The sequence below is a fragment of the Flammeovirga aprica JL-4 genome, assembly GCF_012844305.1.
In the GTDB taxonomy this organism is placed as follows: domain Bacteria; phylum Bacteroidota; class Bacteroidia; order Cytophagales; family Flammeovirgaceae; genus Flammeovirga; species Flammeovirga aprica.
In genome coordinates, this window is the sequence record NZ_JABANE010000015.1 from 16006 (window position 1) to 40273 (window position 24268).

Consider the following 24268-nt stretch of genomic DNA (forward strand, 5'->3'; position numbering starts at 1 on the left):
TTGTTTAGTTAACTGAATTTGATTTTAAATTTGAAATTATAAGTATCACATCTGCCTCCCCTTTCCATGGTCTTTCATACCAAAAATCGAAAGGTTCAGTGTTGTAATTTTCCTTTTCTGAATATTCACCCGTCAGTGTATTAAACCACTGTTGTTGGGCTTTTGAATAGTCAAAATTTTTCTTTAGAACTTTATGCACCCCAATCCACTGATTTTCCTTTGGGGTGTACATCATCACCACACCATCTTTTTTGTTGGTGAGATTAAACCCGCTAGAATTGTGATGAGAGAGAGGTACAAAATTTTCAAAATTATAGTGTTCAAAAAGTGTTCTCATATGCTTGAAGTATTCAAAATGAGGCTTTTTGAAATGGGCTGGCTGTTCAAATGGATTATGAATGACCACATTCCATGAAGCACCCTGCCAATAATAAGTTGTGTAACCTCCTGCAAAAAGGCATTGATAGTTTCTTCTTAAACATGCCTCAGCGTTAATATATGCTCCTGGAAAAACACGGAATGGACTTTCTTCGTAGCCTCCATGTTCAATGTTAAAGACAGGTTTTTCTTTAAAGTCGTTTCTTGCTTGAAGCATATTCTGATAAAGGGTATGTTGCCAATTTTGCATGGATATAAAATCCACTTTCTCTTTGTTTCTTTTACAAAATCCAAAGTCATGAACAGAGATCAGACGGTTATATGCATCCAGATTTCTAGCTCTATCAATTCTTTCGTTGATGTATTCTTCAGTTGCCCTTCCGTATAAAAGTGCTTCTTTTGAAACATCCCAAATGATGTTTGGAAAGGCTTGATATCTTTTGATGACATAGTCGTAATACAAGTTATCAGAAGCTGAATTCATTTCTGGCCAATTCACCATTTTATTCCATACATAGATCATCAAGTGAGAAACGATTTCTTTGTCGTGCATTTCTGAGATTACTTGATCAAAATGTTGAAAAAACTCAAGATTTAACGTGCTAAAATCCGGTTGAGAGTTGGAGCCTAAAAAGGGATAAATGTCTTCTCTTCCTCCGTATTCAAACTCAGGAAAATCCGCTAATTTGGGGTCTTTTTTCCATTTTACATCATAAGAATAAACGTTCATCACCACCTGATTGAATTGGTAATCTTCCAATACATTCAAGAGATGCTTGGTCTTTGGCAAATCCTCTTTTCCATAATCCAAAGCAAAAAGCCAATCACATTCAAAAGCCATATTGAAGTAATGCTTTCCATCTTCATAGAAGAAATGTTGAGGGTTGTCTTTATGTAAAACAACACCTCCATGACGGCCCTCTTTTTCATTTTTAGTGACCGTAATCTGCCCTTTCTTTCCTTCAAATTCTTTCAATTCTGAAGTCAGGACATAAGTTTTCACCCCTTCCACTGCACTTGAATAGCGAAAGACCCACTCATTATTTCCATTATAAAACAAAGGTATTTTTTGAGTGTTCTCACCCTCTCCCTTCACCAAAGCATAAATCTCTTTTTTGAGGGGATCATTTACCTTCCTTTTACTTTTGAAGATAATGTCATTCACACCCCATTGAGGAGTGTGAATTTGTTGTTTTTCTTTTTTGGTTTTCCAAATTTTAATTTGACCATAACTTAACGGCATAAACACCACTAAACAGATCAAGGTTAAAAAGTAAGTTTTCATAAGCTAATTATTCTATCAGTAACTTAAAGACCGCACTGCCTTTTGCTACCTGTATTTGTACTAAATAGAATCCCGCTGGCAGATCAGAGATATCATTCTGAACATTGGAAACAAACGTTCCTTGTTTCATCAGTTTACCGTTTATATCCATAATGCTGAATGCACCTGATGCATTTTCATATGAACGGATATTGAACGCCCCGCTTGCTGGATTCGGATATAGTGTAGTTCCCGTGAGAACTTGATTATTTATGCTTGTAACTGGAGGCGTTTCCTCACCGCCTTCTTCCTCTTTTTCTTCTCCTTTAATGATCTGAATTGGCTGTACTCCTACATTCTTTTTTATACCGCTTGAAGTCGTCATCTGTACAAAAAGATAGTAGAACTCGTTAGACGCAATTTCAGTGATGGGCTTGATATCTGCCAATGGAATTTCTGTTTCTACCACACCTTCTACCGTACCTATATAATCTTCCAGATCCACTGAAATATCACTGATCACTTGCCATCCTCCATCACTTTTGATATATCGTAATTTTAGTTTGATGGATTCACCCACTGTTTCACCTGTTCCTGCGTGATATTCAAATTTCACAGGCATGGCACTTCCGATCTCATATTGAGTAGTTAATAACTCATCTGAATCCGTGAACTCGATAAAGCTTTCCACATATTGCCCCACCGTAATATCTACCTCTGTTGATATTTCATTATTTTCTTTTGATTTCACCACCAAAGTTGTCTGTCCTTCGGCAACGCCTGTTATGACTCCATTTTCATCAATTGTGGCAATAGATGTATCTTTTATTTCCCATTCCACTTCTGGATTATCGGCTCCAAAAGGAAGAACGTTGAAAGTAACAGGAAGTGTTTTAGTCGCTGAAACCACAATAGGATTAGGGTTCACTTCAATACTTTCTACTGCCAAAGCATACCATTCTTCAATTGTCAAAGTAAAGCTTTCAGATATTCCGTTAGTGGTGGTCACTGTAATCGTTGCTGATGCTCCTACCTCACCTACAGCGGTGACATTTCCATTTTCTACTGTCAAAACAGCCTCATCAGATGAAACCCAAGTCACTTCTTTTTGTGTGTTGACCGGCTGTAAATCTACATCAAACTGCAATGATGCTCCTTTACGGACTTTTGTAATATCTGCTGGTAAAATAGAAATACCCGTTGGAGTTACAAAAGGTCTGTATTCCTCTGGAAACTGCAGTGCTAGATCTTGATTGCCAATTGCTTTTGGAGGGTTATCCAAATAGAAAAGAATATAATCAATGCTCGCTCCGGCTGATCTTCCGGACATCACCAAAGTATATTCCTCCCCTTCTATTAAACCATAAGTAGCATGAGCGTGTGAACCAATTTCCAAGCTGTGGCAAGTTCCCCAAACTCTTACACCTCTTCCCCAGAATTTATGGTCTTTTTCTAGTTCTGATTTCGGTTTGGTCGTAGCACTGGTATAATTTCCTTCCAAACGAACAAACATGTCGTTTTTCTGATCCCCTTTTTCATCTTCTGTCAAGGGTTGATACAAACGCATCAACATTCTATAATCACCTGATTTTTTACAAGTGAATTTGTACGTCAAAGGAGATTCTTTAGAAGCCCAGGCTCCTGTAAACTCAATGTAAGTTTGGTTGAGTGCTTCAATTCCATCTCCTTTATAGTAGAGCGGATCTTCTGGTGTTCTCAGCTTCCATTTTCCCAATGGAGAGTCCGTATCTTCCGCTTCAAAAGCAATGAAATCTTCCCCATAGTGGATGTTTTTCTGGCTGAAACCAAAATTTGAAACACAGATTAAAAGTAATGTTAGAATGGTAAATTTTGTACTTCTCATAATTAAAATTGTTAACGTTATTTTTTGAGTAATTTGATTGTATAAATAGTGTTGTTTTGGGAGAACTTACAGATATACACACCTGTATGTAATGCATTTAAATTGATATTCTCTTCAGGTAGAATATTCTTATTTAAAATCAAGTTTCCTGTTGTTGTGTAGATATATATAGTTGTTGGTTGTGTCAATGATTTTATTTTCATTACCCTGTCAATAGGCTGAGGGTAAACTTGATAGTTCGTTTTAGAAGTGGGATCAATAGAGGTTGGTACTTCTTCTTCAGGGTTTTCTTCCTCCTCTTCGTTTCCCCCTTCTTCTCCTTCATTTTCTTCCTCTTCTTCGCCCTCTGAAGCGTCATCCTCAGTTACTGTGAGTAATACATAATCAGAATATTGCCCATCATTTGAAGTCACCCAAACCTTCACTAAACCGATAGATTTTGCTTCAATTTCTCCTGCTGTCGAAACAGTAGCTATTTCGTCATTGGCCGACTTGTACAGCAAAGTGTTTTGATCGAGTCCATCAGTCGCAACATTCATTTGATGATTTGTATCCAGTTTTAATTTTAAGGTTTGCTTTTCTACAGTGATTTTACGACTAGCTTTACCATCAGCATATTTTCCCTCCAGAAAACCACTTCCTAGTACAGTCATGATGATACGGTCAGGAATCTGAACATCAAATGCGATATCAGTGATCTTGTCAGGCTGTCCGATCGTCAAGTTATTTTTAGTCCAATGCAAACCTCTGTCCTCACTTAAATACACTCCTGGGTTTAGTGATTTATCGCCATTGATCAATACTAAGCAGTTGTGATCGAAGGGTGAAACATCAAACTGAAAACCGTATTCACCTGTAAAAATCTGTGTCCATGTTGTTCCAAAATCATCCGAGTACCAAGCTCCTCCATTATCAAAAGCTCCATCTTCACGACCTCCTGTAATGTAGATTCTCTGTGTATGATCAAATGTGATGCTATTTACTCCTTCAATTTGTGATGGAATTGTAATTTGTGTCCACGACTCCCCTCTGTTATTACTGAAGAAAAGCCCACCTTTCTCTTTTCCTTTTTCCTTATTGTATTGGCAAGCCACAAAAAGGGACGCATAAGAATTATCTCTAGGATCAAATTCTATATCCACTACTTTTGGCCATGTTGGCAGGCCATTATTTCTTCTATTAAACTGCTTACCTCCATCTGTAGAAGCAAAGAAACCACCTTGTTTCTGTAAGTCTACTTCTTTATTGATATTCACCCCAAAGTACATAAACTCAGGTTGACGAGGATCTATGGTCAACTGATTCGTACGCATATACCATTCTCCATCGGTAGCATTTCCCCATACTTCCCAAGTCTTTCCTGCATCTTCAGAACGCATGATATTTTCCATATGCTTTTGACGCATAGAAGTAGTAAATACAATATTTTCATCCAATGGGTGAGTAGTCACCGCAAAGACAGTTTCAGCAGATTCTTCTAAAAATTCTACCGCTATTTTATCATCTAAACGTTTGTCTGTGGTTTTCCAAAGTTGATGTTCTCCAGAACCCAAATACATGATTCCCTCACCTAAACGCTTGTCTTGATGAATCACTGAACCCGGATGATTAGAGTTTCCTCTTCCTACCAAATAACCTTCTACTGTATAATCTTCATCCACTTGCTTCCAAGTGGCACCTTTATCTGTGCTTAAAAAGGTATTATGAGAGAACAATAACATCACATCTCCACGTTTGTTGACAGAGCAATAACGCATCGATCGTAAAGGGTAATTGTCTTTGAATTGTTGTGAGGTTATCAAATGCCCTTCTTCCATATTATCATCAAAAGGGTTGTTTCTTTTGGTCCAGAAATCTTTATCATTTTCCCAAGCTGTTTGAAAATCACGTGCTACATTGATCCATGTTTCCCCTCGGTTTTCAGTTTTCCAAAGCCTTCCCGGAAGAATTGAATACTGTGTTTGTGCATCGTAAAAGCCAACATACAAAGTGTTAGGATCACTAGGATCTACATTGATGGAATTGAAAAACTGCAGTGCTTTTGTAGGCAATTGTGGATAGGCTTTCTGTGCATCTTGTGTAGTAGAAAACTGAAACCATTTCTGGATGTATTGATAGTAATTCCAACTTACACCACCGGTCAACTCGTTTAAATCAAGGTACAAGTTGCCATTGCTCTTTACCCAAGTATCACCATTATCTTCCGACTTGAAGATACCTCCTGTGTTTCTAGTTGTAGTGCCATCAGCAAAATAACGTACTTGATCTATTACATACAGAACAAATTCTTTCGTTTCAGCATTGAAATAATAATCCATATCCATCATGGTATTATTATCAAATGCATCTACACCAATTTGTGACCAAGTTGTTCCTTTATCCGATGATTTATACAAACCATAATTTGAAGCGGCAAAGACGATATTATTGTCATTGGGATGGACAATGATTCTACAAAACTGTGCTTTCTCATTAATTCCAGAAGTCAGTTCCGTCCAGCTTTGACCTGCATTTTCTGTTCTCCAGATCTTCCCTTGAAATTCTTTTTTATAATGAATATTCTCTCTTCCTCTAGGAGTGGCTTGATTAATTTTTGTCATGGTATTCCACCCTAAATGCGACTGTCCTCTAGGGTGAGCCCCTGCTCCTACCAACCATACTTTTTCATCTTGAGGATCTAAACCAATCGCTGAAACTTTGGCGTACCAGCCTTTCTTATCAAAACCTTGATTATCGTTATCATACCATGGACAATTGTTTTGATATTGCCAGCTTTTACCGGTATCATTTGTCGTAAAACAACGTGACCCTTCTATGGCTAATCCAAATTTCGGTTCCTTTTCTGAATAGTACATATCGGCCAATCTCCTCACATAAAGACCTGTTCCATCAGGATCTTTTACCGTGTACCATGTTTTACCATTGTCCTCCGTCTGATAAGTATTGTGCATATCTGGAGAAGTCAGACAAATATCTGGATTGGTAGGGTGATACCTTAAAAAATTGACATAACCTGCGTTTCCAGGGCCAAACTGACTCCAAGTGATCTTGTTACTTGAAGTCATTCTTTCATTTTTCAATGTAGAAAAGAAAGCTGGATCTTGTGCCCATCCTAGGAAAGGCAGTAAGCTTAAAAAAATCAGAGTAGTAGTTGTTCTTTGCATAGATAGTGTGCTCTATTAAAGTGTAAAAGGGAAAAAGCGAAGTCTACTTGTGTAAACTTTTGTAATTAAAATTGAAGTGTGAGTGAAGCTGACTATTGAGTGAGCCAGCCTTTTTCGTCGTTATTGAGGTACGTAATAAACCATCCACATCCCCATGATGCACACCAAAGTACATTCTCATTATAAGGGTCAGGTTTTACGTCTACTATTTTGTTAGGTTGTCCGAGTCCTTTGTTAATTTTATTCCAAGTCTTTCCTCCATTTTGAGATAAATAGACTCCTGGATTTTTAAATTTTCCTTTCTGATCACCCGCCTGTCCAGCTACACTGATCACTATTAAATCAGGATTGACCGGTGAAGTTTCTGCTTGCCATACAAAAGATGCTTTGAAGATCTTCTTCCATGTTTTTCCTTTATTCTCACTTTTCCAAAGTCCACCTTCGTTGTACTCTCCCGTTCTTCTTCCAGCACTTATATAAATGTGTTTTGTATTGCGATCTATAAAAACATTATTGACGGCTTTTATTTCTGATGGAATACGCATCTTTTTCCACTGACTGCCTTTATCTGTAGATTTAAACAAACCTCCATTATTGTCATTTACGGCGGCATATAAAGTAGTTGGATTTTCAGGGTCCATGATGATTCTTCTGATACTTGCCCCTTTATGATCCATTCCATTATTACTCACTTCCCATGTATAACCTCCATCTTGCGAACGATAAAAACCATATTGCCCTTTTGTCAACTTTGGTCCTCTACCTCCACTTACTTCAGAAATCATTTGATAAGTGGCACAGAAATACATATTCTGAGGGTTTTCAGGATCAATAATCAATGCGTTCTGAGCGGCTAACTTTTTATGGAGCGGACTGTCCACATCAAAAATAGTGGCGATGTTTTCCCATGTTTTCCCACCATCATTTGATCGGCGAAGTTTCCCTCTATGACTTTGACGCCACCCCAAAATATAAATGATATTGGGGTCTTTAGGATGTACAGCCACCGTAGAGACAGAGTGCATTCCAAAATGATTTACCTGCCCTTCTAACTGTTGAACAGCCACTGCCTGAGGATCTTTCCAATTACCAATACTTGCAGTTTCCCAAAGCCCATGTTCACCACTGCAAAGTAATCTTCGTTCAGGAATACCCGTTTCTAACAACATAAATCTACCGGGTAAATTGCTTCCTCCTCTTCCTATCCATTTTTGGCTTCCAGCAGCAGTCTCGTCGTCATCAATTTGGATCCAGCTGTAGCCATGATCTGTAGATTTTAATGTTTGTTGGTCTATCCCTATAAACAACTCTCCTTTTGCATTGACCGCCAACATTCTATTGCCAGAACGAGCAGGTTCTAAATCCATATAATATTGTAAATGAGCAAATTTAATATTGCTTCCTGTATCATTGTTTCTTTGTTTCCAATACGCTGTATCCTTATTTTCCAACCAATACTTTCCTTGTCTTGCTGTCACTTTCCATGTTTTACCGCCATCTCTTGTTGACCATAAATCTCCGGGGCCAAATGTAAAATCATGCTTTTTATTAAAAGCCACATGAATCTCATTGGGATCTAAAGGATTTACGACAATGCGATTGAAAACGGAAAGTGTTTTTTGTGGCAACTGAGTAAATTTCCCTTTCGCTTCTTTTTTTGAAATACCAAACCAATAGCCCATCGTTCTGTAAAAACGATCATGTTCAGCAGTAAAATGTATTTGACTTAAATCGAAGTAAAGATTTCCAGTAATGTCATTCCAGCTTTCCCCTAAATCATCGCTTCTAAAAACACCACCTTTGGCTGTTACAGACTTTCCTTCTTCTTTATAATAAGTTTGCTCCACAAGGTATAACGAGAATTTTTCATTTTTCTCATCAAAGTAAGATACCATATCTCTTGGCAAATTATTCGGTAATCCTTCTGCACAAGCCTTCCAGCTTTTTCCTTCATTTTTACTCTTAAATACACCATGATTGGTGGCTATCCAAATTAAATTGGGTTGAGAAGGATGGATGATAATTCTTCCTATATCTAAATCGTCTGCAATTCCTGTCGCTATTCTCTTGAAGGATTTTCCAGCATTTGTGGTCTTTAATATATATCCATAATTAGCTCTCTTGTGCTGAATGCCATTTAGATTTTTGAGTGAACGGTGATTATTTTTTACATTCCAAAAATCACCTGCACCAATGTACCAAGTCTTATCGTCCTTTGGATGAATTGCCAATTTTGTATGTGCCTTATCTATATCGGCTACTTGTTTCCAAGATCTTCCTCTATCTTCTGAAGTATATACTCCTCCTTCTCTTTCTATCGCTACTCCAAAATCAGGGTTGTTCTTTGAAAATTGAATATCATGAGTCCTCTCCAAATCATATCCCAAGCCATCTGAATCTTTTACAGTTTGCCATGATTGACCGCCATCCCATGTACCAAAAGTAACATGCATATCGGGTCCCATAAACATCACATTTGTATCTGTAGGGTGGCACCAAAACTCCTCACAATAGCCCGACATTCCAGGGCCGAAGTTCTTCCATACAATAGAAGTATCAGAAATTACTTTCTCATTTCTTATTTTATTAAAATAGGAATTATCAATGCTTTGTCCCCAAAGTAAACAAGGCAAAAAAAGGGATAATAGTAAACTAAAAAGTTTCTTAGGAGTAGTGTCTGTCTTCATAGATCTCATTTCATTTCGCATCAAAAATAGAAGACGAAAGAATGGAGATCAGATAAAAAAAACGTCAATAGAACGATTAAAAAATTACTCCCACTAAATAGAAAAATTTTCACCCCTTTATGCATAAAAAAATGGCTCATACTATGTCAGCAAGACACAATATGAACCACATTAACTTTCAATAAGTATTTCAACAAACTTTCTATGATCTACTTTCAAGCTTCACTCTTCCTCATTTTTCCATTGATGAAAAACGAAACAAAAAATCTAGGCTTTTAAGCCAAAGCCAGGGAAGTAATTCTAAACGAATAGTATAGAGAGCCCACTGACACATATAAATAGTGTTGTTTGGTTTACTAAGAGATAAAACGACTTGATATTTTCTCCATGAAGGATAGTTTTTTTATCCCCTGTTCATAATAGATTTTTTCAAGCACACTACGTGCCATCAGTTTTGTTTTCAAGGGACCATTATTGGCAAGGTGGAGTACTCTTTTGATCCACTTTTCTGATCTCTCAAAACCTTTAAACTCAGAAAAATCAGGAGCCACCGCTAAAAATGATATCAAACTAAGAAAACCTAAATTATATTTTTCTGATCTCTTTAAATCCAGACAGGCGGTAACATGTTCCAACATTTGATTATATAAATCATGGTCATCGTAATAAATATCAAATGTGAAAATACCATTGAGACAATCTAATGCATCAATGGTGACAGTATGAGTATTGACAAGTTTTACTACTCGTTTAATTTCCTCAAAAAGAAAAGGATACCATGTTGACCCCTCCTTATACGTCATAGCTCTATATACATAATAATTGCTTGAAACATAATTCAAAATAATATTGCTCCTGACGTATTTTTTGATTGCTTCAGGGTTTTGATTTGCAAAGTGTAATACTTCCTCTACAAGGGTATCTTCCAGCTTATCGTCAAAATCATCATCAAAATAAGATTGATCATTTGCCTGATGATAATTTAACTGCTCAATAATACCTAATTTAGTTTGCTCTTCTGTTGCCATAGTATCGTTATTTACATTGTATTTTGTGATGCACAAAATAATAGATCTAATTAAATTATTGGTATAACTTCACATAATTTAATGAGGATTAGTATTGAATAAAAAAATCACATGACTGCAACTTTATAATGCGGTATTCTCTTTTGTTATACTGTTCATTTACAAAAATCCTGTTCTTGTCATTAATGTAAACATCAACCTACAAAAAATCAGTTCTACCCTCATGATAAAACTGATTCCTCCTTACTTATATCAAACAATTATCAAATAGGTTTATCTACTCTATAACTAGATAAAACCTCTGTTACTTTAATAATTATACTCTTCTTCTCCTCTTGCAGGACAAAATTCTTTATGTGCCGGCTCACTTGAGCAATCTCCAAGTTCCTCATAGCACTGTGAGCAAATTACAGATTCACAATTATCACAAGATGATAACCCTAGGGCAACTAATACAGCAATGATTAGGTTCTTTTTCATATCTATATATTTCGATTAGGTAGTGATATGTAACAATATTACATATTTAGTAAAACAATAAAGAGCGGTTACGTACTCTTTAGCGCTTGAAGACTTTACCTCTACTTACGCAATATATACTGACAGTTAAATAACGAAAATAGTCATCCTGTTTTAAATTATATAACAATGTACTTTCGTTATTTCACATATAAACAACTCAAAATAAATACTGTAACAATACATGTTTATTGTTACTTTAACGTTTCTGTATTTATTCTAAGTTATATAAGTACCTGTTCAAAATTATCTATAGCTTAAATGCATTTGAATTAAACTCAGGTTTCGTTAAAATTTTTCGCCTTAGCTATGGCTAGGACTGTAAATTTTGCCTTACCTGAGATCAATTCATTCTACATTAATAAACTATATTTAATTATGATCAGCTACTTATTGAACTATCAAAAGGTCTACGAAGGTTAGATCCGACTACTCATGCACCTCAGCTTACTTCTAGTTATAAACCCCTTCTTTCTTATGGATTTTAATCTGATTTAAATCGTCGTAAACAGTTTGAGTTATTTCCTCACAGAATTTCTTTTCTCTGATTTCTCTTTTTGCAATAGATGCAATTTTCTTTTTCCTGAAATCAGATTTGATCTTTATTATATCCCTGATGATTTTCTTTTGTCGCATTAATTCCTCATTCTCATCAATTATTGCATCATTACTCCACACCAATGCTTCATACTCTTCTTCTCTTGCTTTAATCTGATTTTCAAAAACTTCTTTGAGACTTTCGTTTACCTTATCGTATTCTTTTTTGTAAGCCGTTTCTGCATTTGACACGATGTAAAGCCCACGATACAAGCTTAGTTTAGTGTTCATCTGCTTCTTTAACTCAGAAATATTTTTAGACAGCTCTAGTTTATTGGATACCAAATCTTTATCAATGGATTTTATAGATTTCACCAATACATCTATACTATTATCTACTCTTGTAATCTGACTAGATTGATGCCCTAATACTTGCAATGTAACATCTACTTGAAGCAGTAATTTGAATTGCTGTAGATAGCTAGTTTGAGAATAGTTCAACGACTTTTTTACCAGGATCTGCTCTCTCTTTTTATCGATTAAGATCTTATTGATTGATTTCAGATTGGCTATTTTAAGCTCCAGTTCTTGTATGATAGAATCTGCTTCTTCTATCTGTTGCAAGTTCACTTTAAAATATAAAGGATCTTGTTCTGATTTTCTTCTTGGTTTTTTGAGTGAAGCATAGTTCTTTTTAGAAACCTTATCCTTGAAATGTTTCAGATTATTTTCTAGGTTTTTCTCCTGCAATTCCTTTTTCACAATGTTATGCTTATCAAAAGAAAAACGGTCGATGTATTTTGTTCTTTTAGCAATAGGTCCACTTATGTTATGTCTAATCCACAAAACAAGTGCTTCTTTTTCGACTTTCGAATATAAGGATACGTTACTGCTGTATGAGGATGCAGAAGAAGATGCTTCGTGATAGTAAATCTGTTTCTTCTGAAAGAACAAGTCTTTTTCCTTTTGAGTTGCTTTTACATCAAATACCAGATTTTTTCCTTTTTCTAAACTAGACACAGCAAGTTGTCTATGATTTTTAGAGTTATGAACAAAAGCGTTTTTTGAACTTAGATAGAGGTAATCAGAACATTCTAAAGTAGCATATTCATCCAATATTTCATTTCTCAGTTTTGAATTGGTTACTCCTGAAAAGTCATTTTGAATAAATTCTTTGGATGTAATACTATTTTCCAGCAATTGCCAGTTAGGGTCAGCGGGAAAATGTGTTTTGATTAGGTCTTGAGGTGCTGGACAGAAATAGGTTTCTGCTTCTTTCCCTTTTTTTAATTCATAGTTGACAGAATTGCCATTAATATCAAAAGTAAGTTTCTTTAAACGTCCATAATTACTTCCCCACAGACAGTCTACTTGATACCACTTTTTATCTATCAGAATGGCATTCCAATAGTGATTAGGCTGATACAGCACTTTGATGATCGGTTTATTTTCTGTGAAGGTATACCCCACGATCTGCTTGCTAACCAGCCCAGACCTGTGGCAAAGAGAATCAAATAAATTAGAAAATTCTTCTGCTGTTCCCCTTCTTCTTTTCAAAATTTGCTGGATAGAATACCTTTTGATTTTATACCTCTCTTCCAATAGGAAGTTATTGGTAATCCAGTCGTAAATGTTTTTGGCTTTTTGGTAATCAGAGTTTTCATTTGAAGTCAAATATTTACTCAGTTCATTTAAAGATTGTTCAGCATATCGTGGCACAAAAACAGTGGAGGACGCATTGTTTTGTGAAAATACTGTGGTACAACCTAAGGATAATAATGTTAAGAGCAATAAACGTGTGTAGATAGATCGAGAGTTCATCATAACCGAAGACAATAGTTGCCCCAATGTTCAAAAGCACACTTAGGACATCAATTCGTTTTTATTTAGTTACAGTCAAAAAAGTATAATAATAATAATCAAAAGACAGAAGAGTTCACTCTGCCATATCATTTCATAACATTAAGTTAACGAAAAATTTACAAAAGTATTATGCGTATATTTAACTTTTATTAAAAAAAGGATTGAAATCATCAATCCTTTTCCATTTATTTTTTTATTCGATAATTCTAAATCACAACTAAAGTGTTGGAGATAAGCCAGTTGTCCAGTTTAATTCGGCAACAGACTTGGCATATTCCGCTTTCATTTTAAAAAGCTTCGTTTGTGCTTCCAATAATTTTCCTTCACGGACATTCATATAGAAAACAGAACTTTCTCCAGCATCAAATTTTTCAGTTTCGCCTTGCAATAAAATCTCATAATTCTGAGACATTTCGCTTTGCATATCCGTCAGTTCCACATAGTTCTGAACGGCTAGAAAGGCTTTTCTGATGTTGTTTTCAACTTCTCTCTTTGTCATAATCAACTGCAGGTCGTTGTCTTGCAACTTCAACTTTGTCATCTGCAATTTCGCTCTTTCTTTTCTTAAGAAAATAGGCATAGAGAAAGAGGCACCAAACTTATAATTTTCATCTAAACCATACTCCCATCCACTTACTGGAGTGGTTCCTAGATAATTGTATTTTAAATTCAGCTCAGGTTTTACCGCTTCTTTGGCTAAACGCTGATCTACTTTCAAGATTGTCGTTTTGGTTTGAATCTTAACGATGTCCGGATGTTTCACAGACGCTTCAGTCAGTAAATTCTCCAATACCGGCAATACTTCAACACCCAACTCTTCTGGAAGAACGTTATCAAGAAGTTCCAGAGGTTTTCCTTCTTCATTCCATAAATGATTAGAAAGAACAAGACGTGCCTTCTGTAATTCCAGTTTGGCTAATTTAAGATTGATTTCTCTATCCTGAATTGTAATTAGTGCTTCTACACCGTCTACATTGGCCAAATCACCCTGACGAATTCTTTCATCAACAGCTTCTTTTCTGAAAATAGCAAGATCATATCCTTCTTCGGCTAAACGGTATTGATGATACGAGAAATACCATGTCCAATAATCCTTAGCTACCTGAAGAATCAATTTGTTGATTTGCTTGATCTGATCCGCTTCCGTCATCTGCTGCATAGCGTAACCTTTTTTGAGCATTGCTCTACGTTCGTCCATCAGCAAACCCTTCAAGACCGGAAGTTCCAAGCCAACATACATCAGACCCTTACCACCATTGGTGTCATTTTCAGGGTTGAGATTAATGCCGTCATTTCTTTCATAACCTACATTAATCGAACCTGCCCAAACGGGAATTTTAGCATAGCTATTCCACTTTGTATAATAATCTTTGGTTTTAAAAACCTTCTGATCATACTTAGAATAAATCTTGGGGTCTGAATAACCTTTACCCAATCGCACCTGCATTTGACCTTGCTCAGAGAGTAGGGCAATTTGCTGGGCAACGGGATGATATACCATTACAATTTCATACAAATCATCTAAAGAAAGAATACTTTCCGTAGAGTCATTTTCTGAAATTTCCTGTGCATACAGCAGATTACAGAAACTGAGGTGCAATAACAACCCCATTAAAACTACTCTCATATTATTTCTTTTTTCCTTTTGCAGATGTATCATAATTTTTCAAACTAGGCGGGAAACCATTGATCTGACGCCAAAGTTCGTACCATATTGGCACTTCTTCAAGCATTACCCAGCCAAATACACCAGTACCCATTCTGAGTTCTACTGGCCATTCATCATCTTTTTCTTTTAAATCTTGTGTAATTAAGATTCTAAAAGTACCGTCAGCTTGATTTACAAAATCGACTACTTCCACTTTACCACCAAATGTACCCACTGATACACTCGGCCATCCTGAGAACTGAATTGAAGGCCATCCATCAAATCTCGAACGAACATGTCTTCCTTCCTCAATCAATGGAACATCCATCGTTTTCACATAAATAGCCGCTGCTAAATGTGGATTTTCAGGCATCAATGTCATCAATACCTGACCGCTTTTCACGTTTTCACCAATACCACTGCTCAACGCTTGTACTACAATACCTTTCTGAGGAGCACGGATCACACGCATACCAGCACGTACTTCCATACTTGAAAGCTCGTTTCTAGCCTTTGCTAAAGCACCTTCACTATCTGCAATATCAGACAGGGTTGTACTTAATTCTGAATCCGTTTTTGCAATTTTGTCCAACATTTCGTTTCTAGTGACATTCTTACCAAGAATTGCATTTTGGTATTCGTTGATTGCCATTTCGAACTTAGTTCTTGCTCCAACTTCTTTTGAAACTGACTGCTGATATTTACTTCTTACGCCTTCTAGTTTAGTTAAAGAGATCAAGCCCTTATTATAAAGTTCCTGATTGGCATTGTACTGACGGTCGGCGTTTTTAAGGTCTACCTTAGCCGCTTGCCAGGCGATACTATCACTTTCAACTTTTAGTAGACTTTGTTGAATTTTGTTATCAAACTGTTTTAATTTGATGATCAAACCTTCTTCCAAAGCTCTTAATTGACGCTCTTTGGCTTGTACTTTATCTCTTTTGGCTTCAATAGCCTCACCTTTAGCCATAATACCTTCTTCCAAACGAAGAATCATATCTGGGTCAATGTACTTATCTTTTACTTCGGCAATAGTCAATAACACCTGACCCGAATCCACTTCTTGACCTTCTGCAACATTCCATTTAGCAATTGTACCGTCAATTGGACACTGAATTTTCTGTGGTCTGTCTTGTGGCATTAATGCCGTCATTTCACCTCTTGCTCTGATGTTCTGCTGCCATGGCAAAAACATTACTACAAAAAAGATAGCGATAATAGCCATGATCCACTGTGCAATTTTCTTTGCCTCAGAGGGTGTATTTAATGTATTTAGAGAACCAAATCTTCTGTCAAATTCCTGCTGATCAGAAGAGTTTTTTGGAGTGATATTTAACATAACTTTCTGATTTAAGCGTTATTTGTTGGTGGTAAAATACAATTCTGGAAACTCGGGTGTCCCTTCACTTCATCTAGTGTACCTATTGTCTCTAATTTACCTTGCGACATAATCGCCACTCGGTCACATAAGTTTGAAAGAATAGGGTCATTACCAACAAATACCAATGTCCAAGGGTTTTCTTTATCAATCAAGAATGAAAGTACTTTCAATCTCACATGACTGTCCAACTCACGGAATGTCTTGTTTAGAATCAATAATTTCGGACGGTCCACAATACATCTCGCTAGTAAGAAACGCATTGTTACGCTTTCAGGGAAGACCTTGCCTCCTGCTGTGATCAATGTATTTAAACCTTGAGGCTGTTTATTGACAAAATCAAGTAATTCTACATTCTTTAATGCCCACAATACATCATCGTAAGTCACACCTTCTCTACCCATAGAAATGTTTTCGAGGATAGTGCCATCAAAAAGCTCTTCTTCTGAGAGGTTCTTTGAAATCTGATTTCTTATACTGTTAAGATCGACATCTTTTAATGAGTAGTCATCATAAGTAATCGCACCTTTATAGTCATTCAGCATACTTGACAATGCCAGCATCATCGCATCTTTCCCTGAGAAATTATAACCTAGCAAGCATAATCTTTCTCCTTGATTAATATGCAAATTCACACCATTCAAAGCCTTTCTACCATTAGGGTATGTAAAGTGTAAATCTTTTACCTTCACCTCAAAACCTTTGCTATCTCTTACAGGCATTACCACCCCGTTTTTCTTTTCTAATGGTAAATCTGTTACATGAGCAATTTTATCTACAGCTGTCAGCATATCATAAGCTACTTCCATAGACAATACCAACTTCTCTGATGCTGAAAGTACCAATACAATCACAATCTCAGAGGCAACGAACTGACCTAAGTTGATTTCTCTGTTAATCACTAACCAAGAACCAATAATTAATAAACCACCGGTTACTAAGGTTTTAAAGATATATACATAAAGGAACTGATTGATCACTACGTTGAATTGCTTTTCTCTGTAATGCAAATAGTGATTCGTCAAGTTTTCTGTTCTTTCTAATGGCAATGATGTACCCCCTGCAATTTTGAAAGACAACAGCGTTCTCGCCATTTCTTCCAGCCAATGTACTACCTTATATTTATATTTTGACTCTACCATATTGGCATCCAATGCTTTTGGACCTGTGTAGTAAAACAAGATCACCAAAAGGGAAATCAATACAATACCGAATACAATAAATAATGGGTGATAGAAAGAAAGAAGAATCATACCGAAAAGAATCTGCAAGATTGCTCCTGATAAATCAATCAGGAATTTCGGTAAACTCTTCTGGATGGTCAGCACATCAAAGAAACGGTTCATCAGTTCTGGTGCATAACTTCCCATCAATGACTCCAGCTTGATTCTCGGTAAACGGAAAGCAAACTCAAAGGCCGCTTTCACGAAAACTCTTCTTTGCAAGGTCTCCACCAGTTTCAGCTGCATAATTTGTAGCCCACCCGTAAACATGGTCACTACAATCACCAAACCAATCATGACGGTGATGGAGTCAATTACCACACCACCTGCTATAAGTTCGATCACAGTCTGTACACCTAACGGAAGCACTAAACCAAACAATGAAATCAGTAATGCATAAATATAAATGTAGGCAATGTCTTTTTTCTCCGCAGAAAGCAATCTGTAAAGACGAGAAATAGAATTGCTCTTTTCCTTCGTTGTAGAGTCAGATATAATAGGGTTATTTGAAATTGGAATAGCGTATTCAATTTCACCCGATTCTAACCTGATAAGGTTTTCTAAAGCAATGGTAAGGTTAATTTCTGTCTCCTGTCCTAAAACATCTACTACAGCAGCTAGTGTTTTACCACTTTCGTTTACATAAAAAATAACAGGAAGTGTAGAGCCTTCAAGCTTACAAAGTGCCACAAATGGCGTAATGCTCTTTTCCAGATGTTGGGCCAATGAAGTGATTGTCCCTTTATTTTTTATAATAGCCAGATTCATACCATCAGCATATCGCACAAGATTACCCCAAAAATCCGTTTCCTGGCTTGGGTCTAGAATTGGCTCTATTACATCTCCTTCGACTTGATGTTGTATATGTTTAGATAGTAAATGACTAAGTTTTTTATATCCTTTATTTGTCATAAAAACAGAAGTTGTTTCGTAGTGTTAAGTCTTGAACACAAAACTACATTAAATGTTTTATGAATTAATAAGGTGAAAGTAAATATTTCAAAATTTAAGATTTATAAAACTTTCCCCTTTCAACTCCTAATAAATGTAAAGTTAAGCAACATTCCTTAAACAAGTAGGGTAAAATATGTTATGTGTGTATTATTTAAGAAATAATAAAAAAAACACTGTTACAGTGTTTAAAGATATACTTTTAATCCACCAACTATTTTCACAAACTGTTTGTTTTAACAGGCACTCTTGTAAGAGAGTGTTAAATAAGGGGCCAATTTGGCCCCTTATTTTTTTATCAATGAATGAGTTGTTATTCACAATAAATAAGAATAATTTTGTAAAAAAGACAGATCTATGAAACCACTCATCAAATTACTTTCAACTACCGCACCCAATGTTGTGGTAAATATTGCCTACAAAAAAATTCTAAAACCTCAGGTCTTTAAGCTTCGTCCTCATGAAATTGAAGTATTAGAACAAGCTAAAAAAGATAAGGTTCAAATTAATGGGATTGGCATTCAAACTTATAAATGGGGCAATGGCTCCAAAAAAGTCCTTCTTGTGCATGGATGGGAAGGTCAGGCAGGCAACTTCTCTGACATTATTCCAAGCTTGATTGATAACGACTATACGGTTTATGCTTTTGACGCTCCTTCTCATGGGTTTAGTGAGCAAGGCAGAACTACCATGTTTGACTTCAGTAATATCATACAATATATGCTGGAAAAGTATGAAATGCATCAGATCATTTCTCACTCTTTTGGCAGTGTAGGTACTACGCACTGTTTAGCGAATCACGAAAATATCCAAATTTCAAAATATGTAATGCTTACTACTCCTGACCGCTTTGAACAGCGTTTGGATGATGTTGCAGCATTTGTAGGAATCACTAACAAAGTAAAAACAAGGCTTGTCAATAAATTAGAATCTGAATTTAATTTAAAAGTTAAAGATCAAAATGTTTCTGATTTCGTCAAAAAATCCAATGTAAAAAAGGCGTTGATTTTACACGATATAAATGATAAAGTTGTCAACATTGAACAATCGGAAAGTGTAGCGAAAGCGTGGGGAGATGTTTGCGAGTTGAGACGTATAGAAAACACTGGTCATTTTCGCATACTAAGAACTCAATCTATTGTAGATCAAATAGTTACATTTTTAGATTAAAGCACAAAAAAACCCGAATAATATACTAATAATACTATTCGGGCCACTTAATTCTTAATAGAAATTATATTCAAAATTAAGAAATTTTTATGACATTTCATCTGTCTTTTTTTGTTGCAACTAGAAGAATTTTTCAGAATCTTCGATTCAAGAACGTTAGCCAAGATTTTTATTAAGAAAAAATTAAAATTATTTTCAATTTGTAAGAAATTTTGGTTTCATTTTCTCAAAAAATCATCCTTTTATTTTCAATTTCTTTTCTTTTTGTTCAAAAATCTAAAGCACAAAATAAGTCAATAAAGGTTTTTGAGCTCTTTCTCAGATTTTCAGAAAAAAAGAAAGGTTAAGTCATCACAACTCAACCCTTCCTATGGAATAATTAACTATTTATTCAAGGCAATTAATCGCATCACAATTTATTTTCTTTAAAACGAATCTTTCAAAGCTGTAAAGTGAGATAGTAAAGCGTCTTCTTGTCCTTCCACTAGTAATGCTTTAGGAAACAAAGAACCACCCATCCCTACTCCATAAGCTCCTGCTTTGAAGAATGATTGAATATTTTTACTGTCTACTCCACCTGTTGGTAAAACTTTGATCTCATTGAGTGGTGCTTTAATGTCTTTTACGTAATTAGCACCAAACTGAGAACAAGGAAATATTTTTACTGCAGTCGCACCTGCTTTCCAAGCCGTGTAGATTTCTGTTGGCGTCAATGCTCCTGAGAAAACAGGAATCTCAAGACTTTTACATTTTGCGATGACCTCTTGGTCTACAATAGGCGTGACAATGAACTGTGCTCCTGCTTCCAGTGCTTTGTCTAAACCTTCAAGGTCACAAACTGTACCTGCCCCAACGTTTAGATCAGGATAAGCGGCAGATAGTTTTTCAATAAACGCTAATGCATTTGGAGTGTTTAGCGTGATCTCAATTGTACTTAAACCTGCCTGTACATAAATGGGGATAATACGTTCCAAAGTGGTTTCGTCTACCCCTCTAAGAATACCGACAATTGGAGCATCATGGAATTTAGTCCATGAAAACTCCTTGACTTTACACACACTCATATTGTTGTTCTAAGATTTTTTTCTGTCCAATTAATAATGCTTTTTCAAGAACATCCTCCTCAAAAAAGACCAATCTGTTTCTATCTTCTACTACCACTTCTAATGCTAACTGATATAACTCATTCAGCATACCTGAAGCAGCAATACAAACTTTTGGGTTTTGATCTTTCAAGTAGGCCAACTCATCACCGATCAGTAATCCACTGAGGTAATAATAGCTTTCTACCTTATCTCTATTATCTAAAAGCGCTTTAGCCCTTACCTTAAATAAGTTCTTACTGATACCTTCAGCCACTGCTTTTTGGACTCCTTCCTGAAATGCCTTTTTGTTGGTTTCATTGAATTCTCCTTTGGCAATGGAGTTGGAGAGAATACTGTGCTTGGTCAGCATATCGAATATTTCTCCGGTCATGAAAGTGTCTAGTTTATGGAAGGTATTTTCCTGAAAAGTAAGGTGCTTGCTGTGCGTGCCTGGCAATAACAAAACACCTTCACTGATACCTTCAAGATATTCCGTCAGCCCCAGTGCTTGCACTTCTTCACCACGCATTACATCATCACCTTGTTTTACTCCTGAAATCATCAGAACAGAAAGGTCCTTTGAAATAGAAATCACTTTACTGAAAATTTCCTTGCCCTGTGCTGAAAACGGCATAGAAGTATAGCCAAGTTCACACATCCCCATTGATGATGTAATCATACCTGAGGCTACAATGATATTTTTCTGATTGAGGTCAGTAATGTCCTGAAGCTTTTGTTCTAGAAAGTTAGAATAGTAACTGTGCTTATCCAGAAGATCTTGCTCCGAATAATTTTTATACAATTCCTTCACTCCTTGATTGGAAGAAAATTCTTTCATTACGTCCAAGGTAGCAGTGTTAATCACTCTCAACCTCAAATTGGTAGTACCCCAATCACAACTTATAAATGTTTCGGGTAAACTCATGATTAAAGCTTTTTGCTGATACGTTTTAAAATCAAGTAATCATCCAAGGCAAATTTTGAACAGTCCATGCTAATACCACTGTTCTTCACGCCCAAGTGAGGAAGATTAATATCGTATTTCACACCATTCTGCTGTACTTCACCAAACTCTAATTCCATGGCTACCGTCTCCAATAACTCTTCATTTTCTGAGAAAACGTAAGATGCCAGACCTGCTGTTGAATCATTGGCATATTCTAATACCTCTTCTAAAGTTGAGAACTTCATGATCACACACACAGGACCAAAAACTTCATGCTGAAGGATATCGGCTTTATGGTTTTCTAATTCAATCACAGTTGGCTCGAAATAACAGCCCTCTCCTTCTACTTTTTTACCGCCTGTAAGGATCTTACCTCCTTGCTCTACGCATTGATTCACAAAATGGCTTACTGACTCAATTTGTGATGCATTGGCCAAAGGTCCCATATTGATACCTTGCTCTTTGAAGAAGCCTAATTTGGTACCTTTCGCCGCTTCTACCAACTGTAAAAGGAATTGATCATAAACACTTTCGTGAATATAAAAACGGTTGGGTGCCACACATACCTGACCTGCATTACCACCAAACTTGATGGCTTTTGTGATCGCTAAGGCATCTTCCATATTACCGTCTTCGAAAAGAATAAATGGTGCATTACCACCACATTCCATTGAATATCTTTTGATGGAAGTCTTTACAGATTGCTCAATTAGTTTTTGTGCTGTAAAAGTAGAACCAATCATAGTGACTAGTTTTGGAATAGTGCTTTCACATAATGGCACCCCTACATTTTGACGGTTACCGCACAACACTGTAATCACTCCTTTCGGGAAATTAATTTGATGTGCAAATTCAGCAATCATCAAAGAAGAGATACATGAAGATTCTGAGGCTTTAATCACAATAGAACAACCTGCTGCAAGTGCTGGACCTAGTTTGAATCCAAGGTTCAATAATGGGAAGTTCCATGCTAAAAAGGCTGTTACCACTCCCAAAGGCTGATAGACCATACGGTGAGTATGTGTTCCTTGACGGTCCTCAATAGCAAACTCAGACTTCACTCTCATTTCCTCACTGTAAAAAGCCAATGAATCAGCGATACTTGTAAGATCTTCTACAGATGCATCCCAAGTTTTACCCATTTCATGACATACAGCTTCTCTCAACTGATCACCGTTTTCAATGATTTTATCACGTAATTTCTTGATCCACTCTAAACGTTCTTCCAACGGTAACTTTGACCATTTCAAGAAACCTTCATGGGCAGATTGCAAAGCAAACTCTGTATCTTCTTTTGTAGCCTGTGCTACTTCACAAATTGGCTGTTGATCATGAGGACAAGTTGCAAAAGTAGTTGCGTTAGTAGCTCCATTTACAAATTCTCCGTTGATATATAACTTTTTACTGCCAAACTTCAAGGCTTTGTTTTGAACTATTGTCTCCATATTTATTTAGATATTTTTGGTTTACTTCAATTCCTAGTCCTGGTAATTCAGGTACTTTGATTTCTCCATTGATGACTTCAATATGATGCTCGATCACATCGTCTCTCAATGGATTTTCTGTTCTGTCCAATTCAATCATTGGGGCATTTCTGAACATACGTCCAGGGTTCTGATCCAAATTGGCTACAAAATGAATGGCCGCACTGATGGCAATCCAAGTTCCCCACGAATGAGGCACTATGTCTTTATGGTAGCTTTGTGCTAGAGTGGCTATTCTTTTTACTTCAGTTAGACCGCCTGTAGCACAAATATCTGGCTGAGCGATGTCTACACTGTCGTTTTCAAAAAGCCTTTTAAAACCATGCTTCAAGTACTCACACTCTCCTCCTGCAATTGGAATATGTGTATTCTCACGCAATGCTTTATACCCTTTAAAATCCTCAGGGTGAACAGGTTCTTCAAACCAACCGATATTCAAATGCTCTATTCTTTTACACAATTCCAACGCTTCTCTATAATTGTAAGCATGATTAGAATCGATCATTAATTTGACATCATCACCAAGGGCATTTTTCAATAGGTTGACATAATAAACGTCTTTTTCTATGCCTAAACCGACTTTCATTTTAGCCGCTCTAAACCCTTGTTCCTTGTAATAGTTCGCTTCTTTAATTAGATCGTCTTCTAAAGTTGGCGAATCCGTAAAGTAAAAACCTGTGGCATAAGGATGGATAATTGGGTTTTTCACCCCTCCTAATAAAACGGAAACAGGCTGTTGCAATACTTTTCCTTTACAATCCCAACACGCAACATCAATGGCACTGATAGCTGAATTAAAAATACCACTTCTACCAAAGTCCAATGTTCTGAGATACATGATCTGCCAGATCTTTTCGTTTTCCAAAACATTCTCACCAATGATGAATCCTTTGAGAAAATCAATCCCTGTTTTGATCATATCTGCAGGACCGTATCCTTCTCCCCAACCGTACGTACCATCTTCCAGTGTCACTTTCACCAAACATATTTTTCTAGAGGCATAGTGCCATTGGGAAAAATAAAAAGGTGTTTCTAGTTCCTGTGATAATACGTAAGGCGTTATATCTACAATTTTCATT

15 protein-coding genes are annotated in these 24268 nt (G+C 36.4%); 1 reads left to right on the forward strand and 14 read right to left on the reverse strand.

Annotated elements, in window-relative coordinates; translation table 11 throughout:
• Nucleotides 1-4: 4 nt before the first annotated feature.
• From HHU12_RS07455 to HHU12_RS07500, 10 genes are all read right to left on the reverse strand, one after another.
• Complete coding sequence (locus tag HHU12_RS07455; protein WP_205959812.1) at nt 5-1663, reverse strand: apiosidase-like domain-containing protein; 1659 nt, start codon at nt 1661-1663, stop codon at nt 5-7.
• Nucleotides 1664-1670: 7 nt separating this feature from the next.
• Nucleotides 1671-3506 (reverse strand): Ig-like domain-containing protein, encoded by a 1836-nt coding sequence (locus HHU12_RS07460; RefSeq protein ID WP_169656124.1) that lies wholly within the window; start codon nt 3504-3506, stop codon nt 1671-1673.
• 17 nt (nt 3507-3523) lie between these two features.
• Complete coding sequence (locus HHU12_RS07465) at nt 3524-6670, reverse strand: VPS10 domain-containing protein (RefSeq protein ID WP_169656125.1); 3147 nt, start codon at nt 6668-6670, stop codon at nt 3524-3526.
• Nucleotides 6671-6762: 92 nt separating this feature from the next.
• Nucleotides 6763-9366: a VPS10 domain-containing protein gene (locus HHU12_RS07470; RefSeq protein ID WP_240970881.1), complete on the reverse strand. Its 2604-nt coding sequence runs from the start codon at nt 9364-9366 to the stop codon at nt 6763-6765.
• Between the two features lie 347 nt (nt 9367-9713).
• Nucleotides 9714-10385 carry a hypothetical protein gene (locus HHU12_RS07475; protein WP_169656126.1) on the reverse strand — a complete coding sequence of 224 codons (672 nt, stop codon included), beginning with the start codon at nt 10383-10385 and terminating at the stop codon, nt 9714-9716.
• Nucleotides 10386-10694: 309 nt separating this feature from the next.
• Nucleotides 10695-10865, reverse strand: coding sequence for a hypothetical protein (locus HHU12_RS07480; RefSeq protein WP_169656127.1), 171 nt, complete (start codon nt 10863-10865; stop codon nt 10695-10697).
• A 492-nt stretch (nt 10866-11357) separates the two neighbouring features.
• Nucleotides 11358-13265, reverse strand: coding sequence for a transglutaminase domain-containing protein (locus tag HHU12_RS07485; RefSeq protein ID WP_169656128.1), 1908 nt, complete (start codon nt 13263-13265; stop codon nt 11358-11360).
• Nucleotides 13266-13521: 256 nt separating this feature from the next.
• Nucleotides 13522-14964: a TolC family protein gene (locus HHU12_RS07490; RefSeq protein ID WP_169656129.1), complete on the reverse strand. Its 1443-nt coding sequence runs from the start codon at nt 14962-14964 to the stop codon at nt 13522-13524.
• Nucleotides 14933-16291: an HlyD family secretion protein gene (locus HHU12_RS07495; protein WP_169656130.1), complete on the reverse strand. Its 1359-nt coding sequence runs from the start codon at nt 16289-16291 to the stop codon at nt 14933-14935. The genes HHU12_RS07490 and HHU12_RS07495 overlap by 32 nt, the downstream gene beginning before the upstream one ends.
• 11 nt (nt 16292-16302) lie before the next feature.
• Nucleotides 16303-18465, reverse strand: a complete 2163-nt coding sequence (locus tag HHU12_RS07500) for a peptidase domain-containing ABC transporter (protein ID WP_169656131.1) — start codon at nt 18463-18465, stop codon at nt 16303-16305.
• Nucleotides 18466-18861: 396 nt separating this feature from the next.
• On the opposite strand from HHU12_RS07500, the gene HHU12_RS07505 reads away from it, so the two are divergent.
• Nucleotides 18862-19674: an alpha/beta hydrolase gene (locus tag HHU12_RS07505; protein WP_169656132.1), complete on the forward strand. Its 813-nt coding sequence runs from the start codon at nt 18862-18864 to the stop codon at nt 19672-19674.
• Between the two features lie 425 nt (nt 19675-20099).
• Here the strand turns inward: HHU12_RS07505 and HHU12_RS07510 are convergent, their stop codons facing one another.
• From HHU12_RS07510 to HHU12_RS07525, 4 genes are read right to left on the reverse strand one after another with little or no spacing between them, the layout of a single operon-like run.
• Entirely contained in the window at nt 20100-20732 is a 633-nt protein-coding gene (locus HHU12_RS07510; protein WP_317170459.1) for a bifunctional 4-hydroxy-2-oxoglutarate aldolase/2-dehydro-3-deoxy-phosphogluconate aldolase, read from the reverse strand.
• On the reverse strand, nt 20725-21684 hold the full coding sequence (locus HHU12_RS07515; RefSeq protein WP_169656134.1) for a 2-dehydro-3-deoxygalactonokinase: 960 nt from the start codon (nt 21682-21684) through the stop codon (nt 20725-20727). The genes HHU12_RS07510 and HHU12_RS07515 overlap by 8 nt, the downstream gene beginning before the upstream one ends.
• 2 nt (nt 21685-21686) lie before the next feature.
• Entirely contained in the window at nt 21687-23150 is a 1464-nt protein-coding gene (locus tag HHU12_RS07520) for an aldehyde dehydrogenase family protein (protein WP_169656135.1), read from the reverse strand.
• A complete protein-coding gene (locus HHU12_RS07525) occupies nt 23107-24267 on the reverse strand; it encodes a mandelate racemase/muconate lactonizing enzyme family protein (RefSeq protein ID WP_169656136.1) in 1161 nt (386 codons plus the stop codon). Before HHU12_RS07525 ends, HHU12_RS07520 begins: the two co-directional genes overlap by 44 nt.
• Between the last annotated feature and the right edge of the window lies 1 nt (nt 24268).

Excerpts from the sequence above, each read along its gene's own strand:
- HHU12_RS07455 (WP_205959812.1), bottom strand. The coding sequence starts at position 1,663 with ATGAAAACTTACTTTTTAACCTTGATCTGTTTAGTGGTGTTTATGCCG.
- HHU12_RS07460 (WP_169656124.1), bottom strand. The coding sequence starts at position 3,506 with ATGAGAAGTACAAAATTTACCATTCTAACATTACTTTTAATCTGTGTT.
- HHU12_RS07465 (WP_169656125.1), bottom strand. The coding sequence starts at position 6,670 with ATGCAAAGAACAACTACTACTCTGATTTTTTTAAGCTTACTGCCTTTC.
- HHU12_RS07470 (WP_240970881.1), bottom strand. The coding sequence starts at position 9,366 with ATGAGATCTATGAAGACAGACACTACTCCTAAGAAACTTTTTAGTTTA.
- HHU12_RS07475 (WP_169656126.1), bottom strand. The coding sequence starts at position 10,385 with ATGGCAACAGAAGAGCAAACTAAATTAGGTATTATTGAGCAGTTAAAT.
- HHU12_RS07480 (WP_169656127.1), bottom strand. The coding sequence starts at position 10,865 with ATGAAAAAGAACCTAATCATTGCTGTATTAGTTGCCCTAGGGTTATCA.
- HHU12_RS07485 (WP_169656128.1), bottom strand. The coding sequence starts at position 13,265 with ATGATGAACTCTCGATCTATCTACACACGTTTATTGCTCTTAACATTA.
- HHU12_RS07490 (WP_169656129.1), bottom strand. The coding sequence starts at position 14,964 with ATGATACATCTGCAAAAGGAAAAAAGAAATAATATGAGAGTAGTTTTA.
- HHU12_RS07495 (WP_169656130.1), bottom strand. The coding sequence starts at position 16,291 with ATGTTAAATATCACTCCAAAAAACTCTTCTGATCAGCAGGAATTTGAC.
- HHU12_RS07500 (WP_169656131.1), bottom strand. The coding sequence starts at position 18,465 with ATGACAAATAAAGGATATAAAAAACTTAGTCATTTACTATCTAAACAT.
- HHU12_RS07505 (WP_169656132.1), top strand. The coding sequence starts at position 18,862 with ATGAAACCACTCATCAAATTACTTTCAACTACCGCACCCAATGTTGTG.
- HHU12_RS07515 (WP_169656134.1), bottom strand. The coding sequence starts at position 21,684 with ATGAGTTTACCCGAAACATTTATAAGTTGTGATTGGGGTACTACCAAT.
- HHU12_RS07520 (WP_169656135.1), bottom strand. The coding sequence starts at position 23,150 with ATGGAGACAATAGTTCAAAACAAAGCCTTGAAGTTTGGCAGTAAAAAG.
- HHU12_RS07525 (WP_169656136.1), bottom strand. The coding sequence starts at position 24,267 with ATGAAAATTGTAGATATAACGCCTTACGTATTATCACAGGAACTAGAA.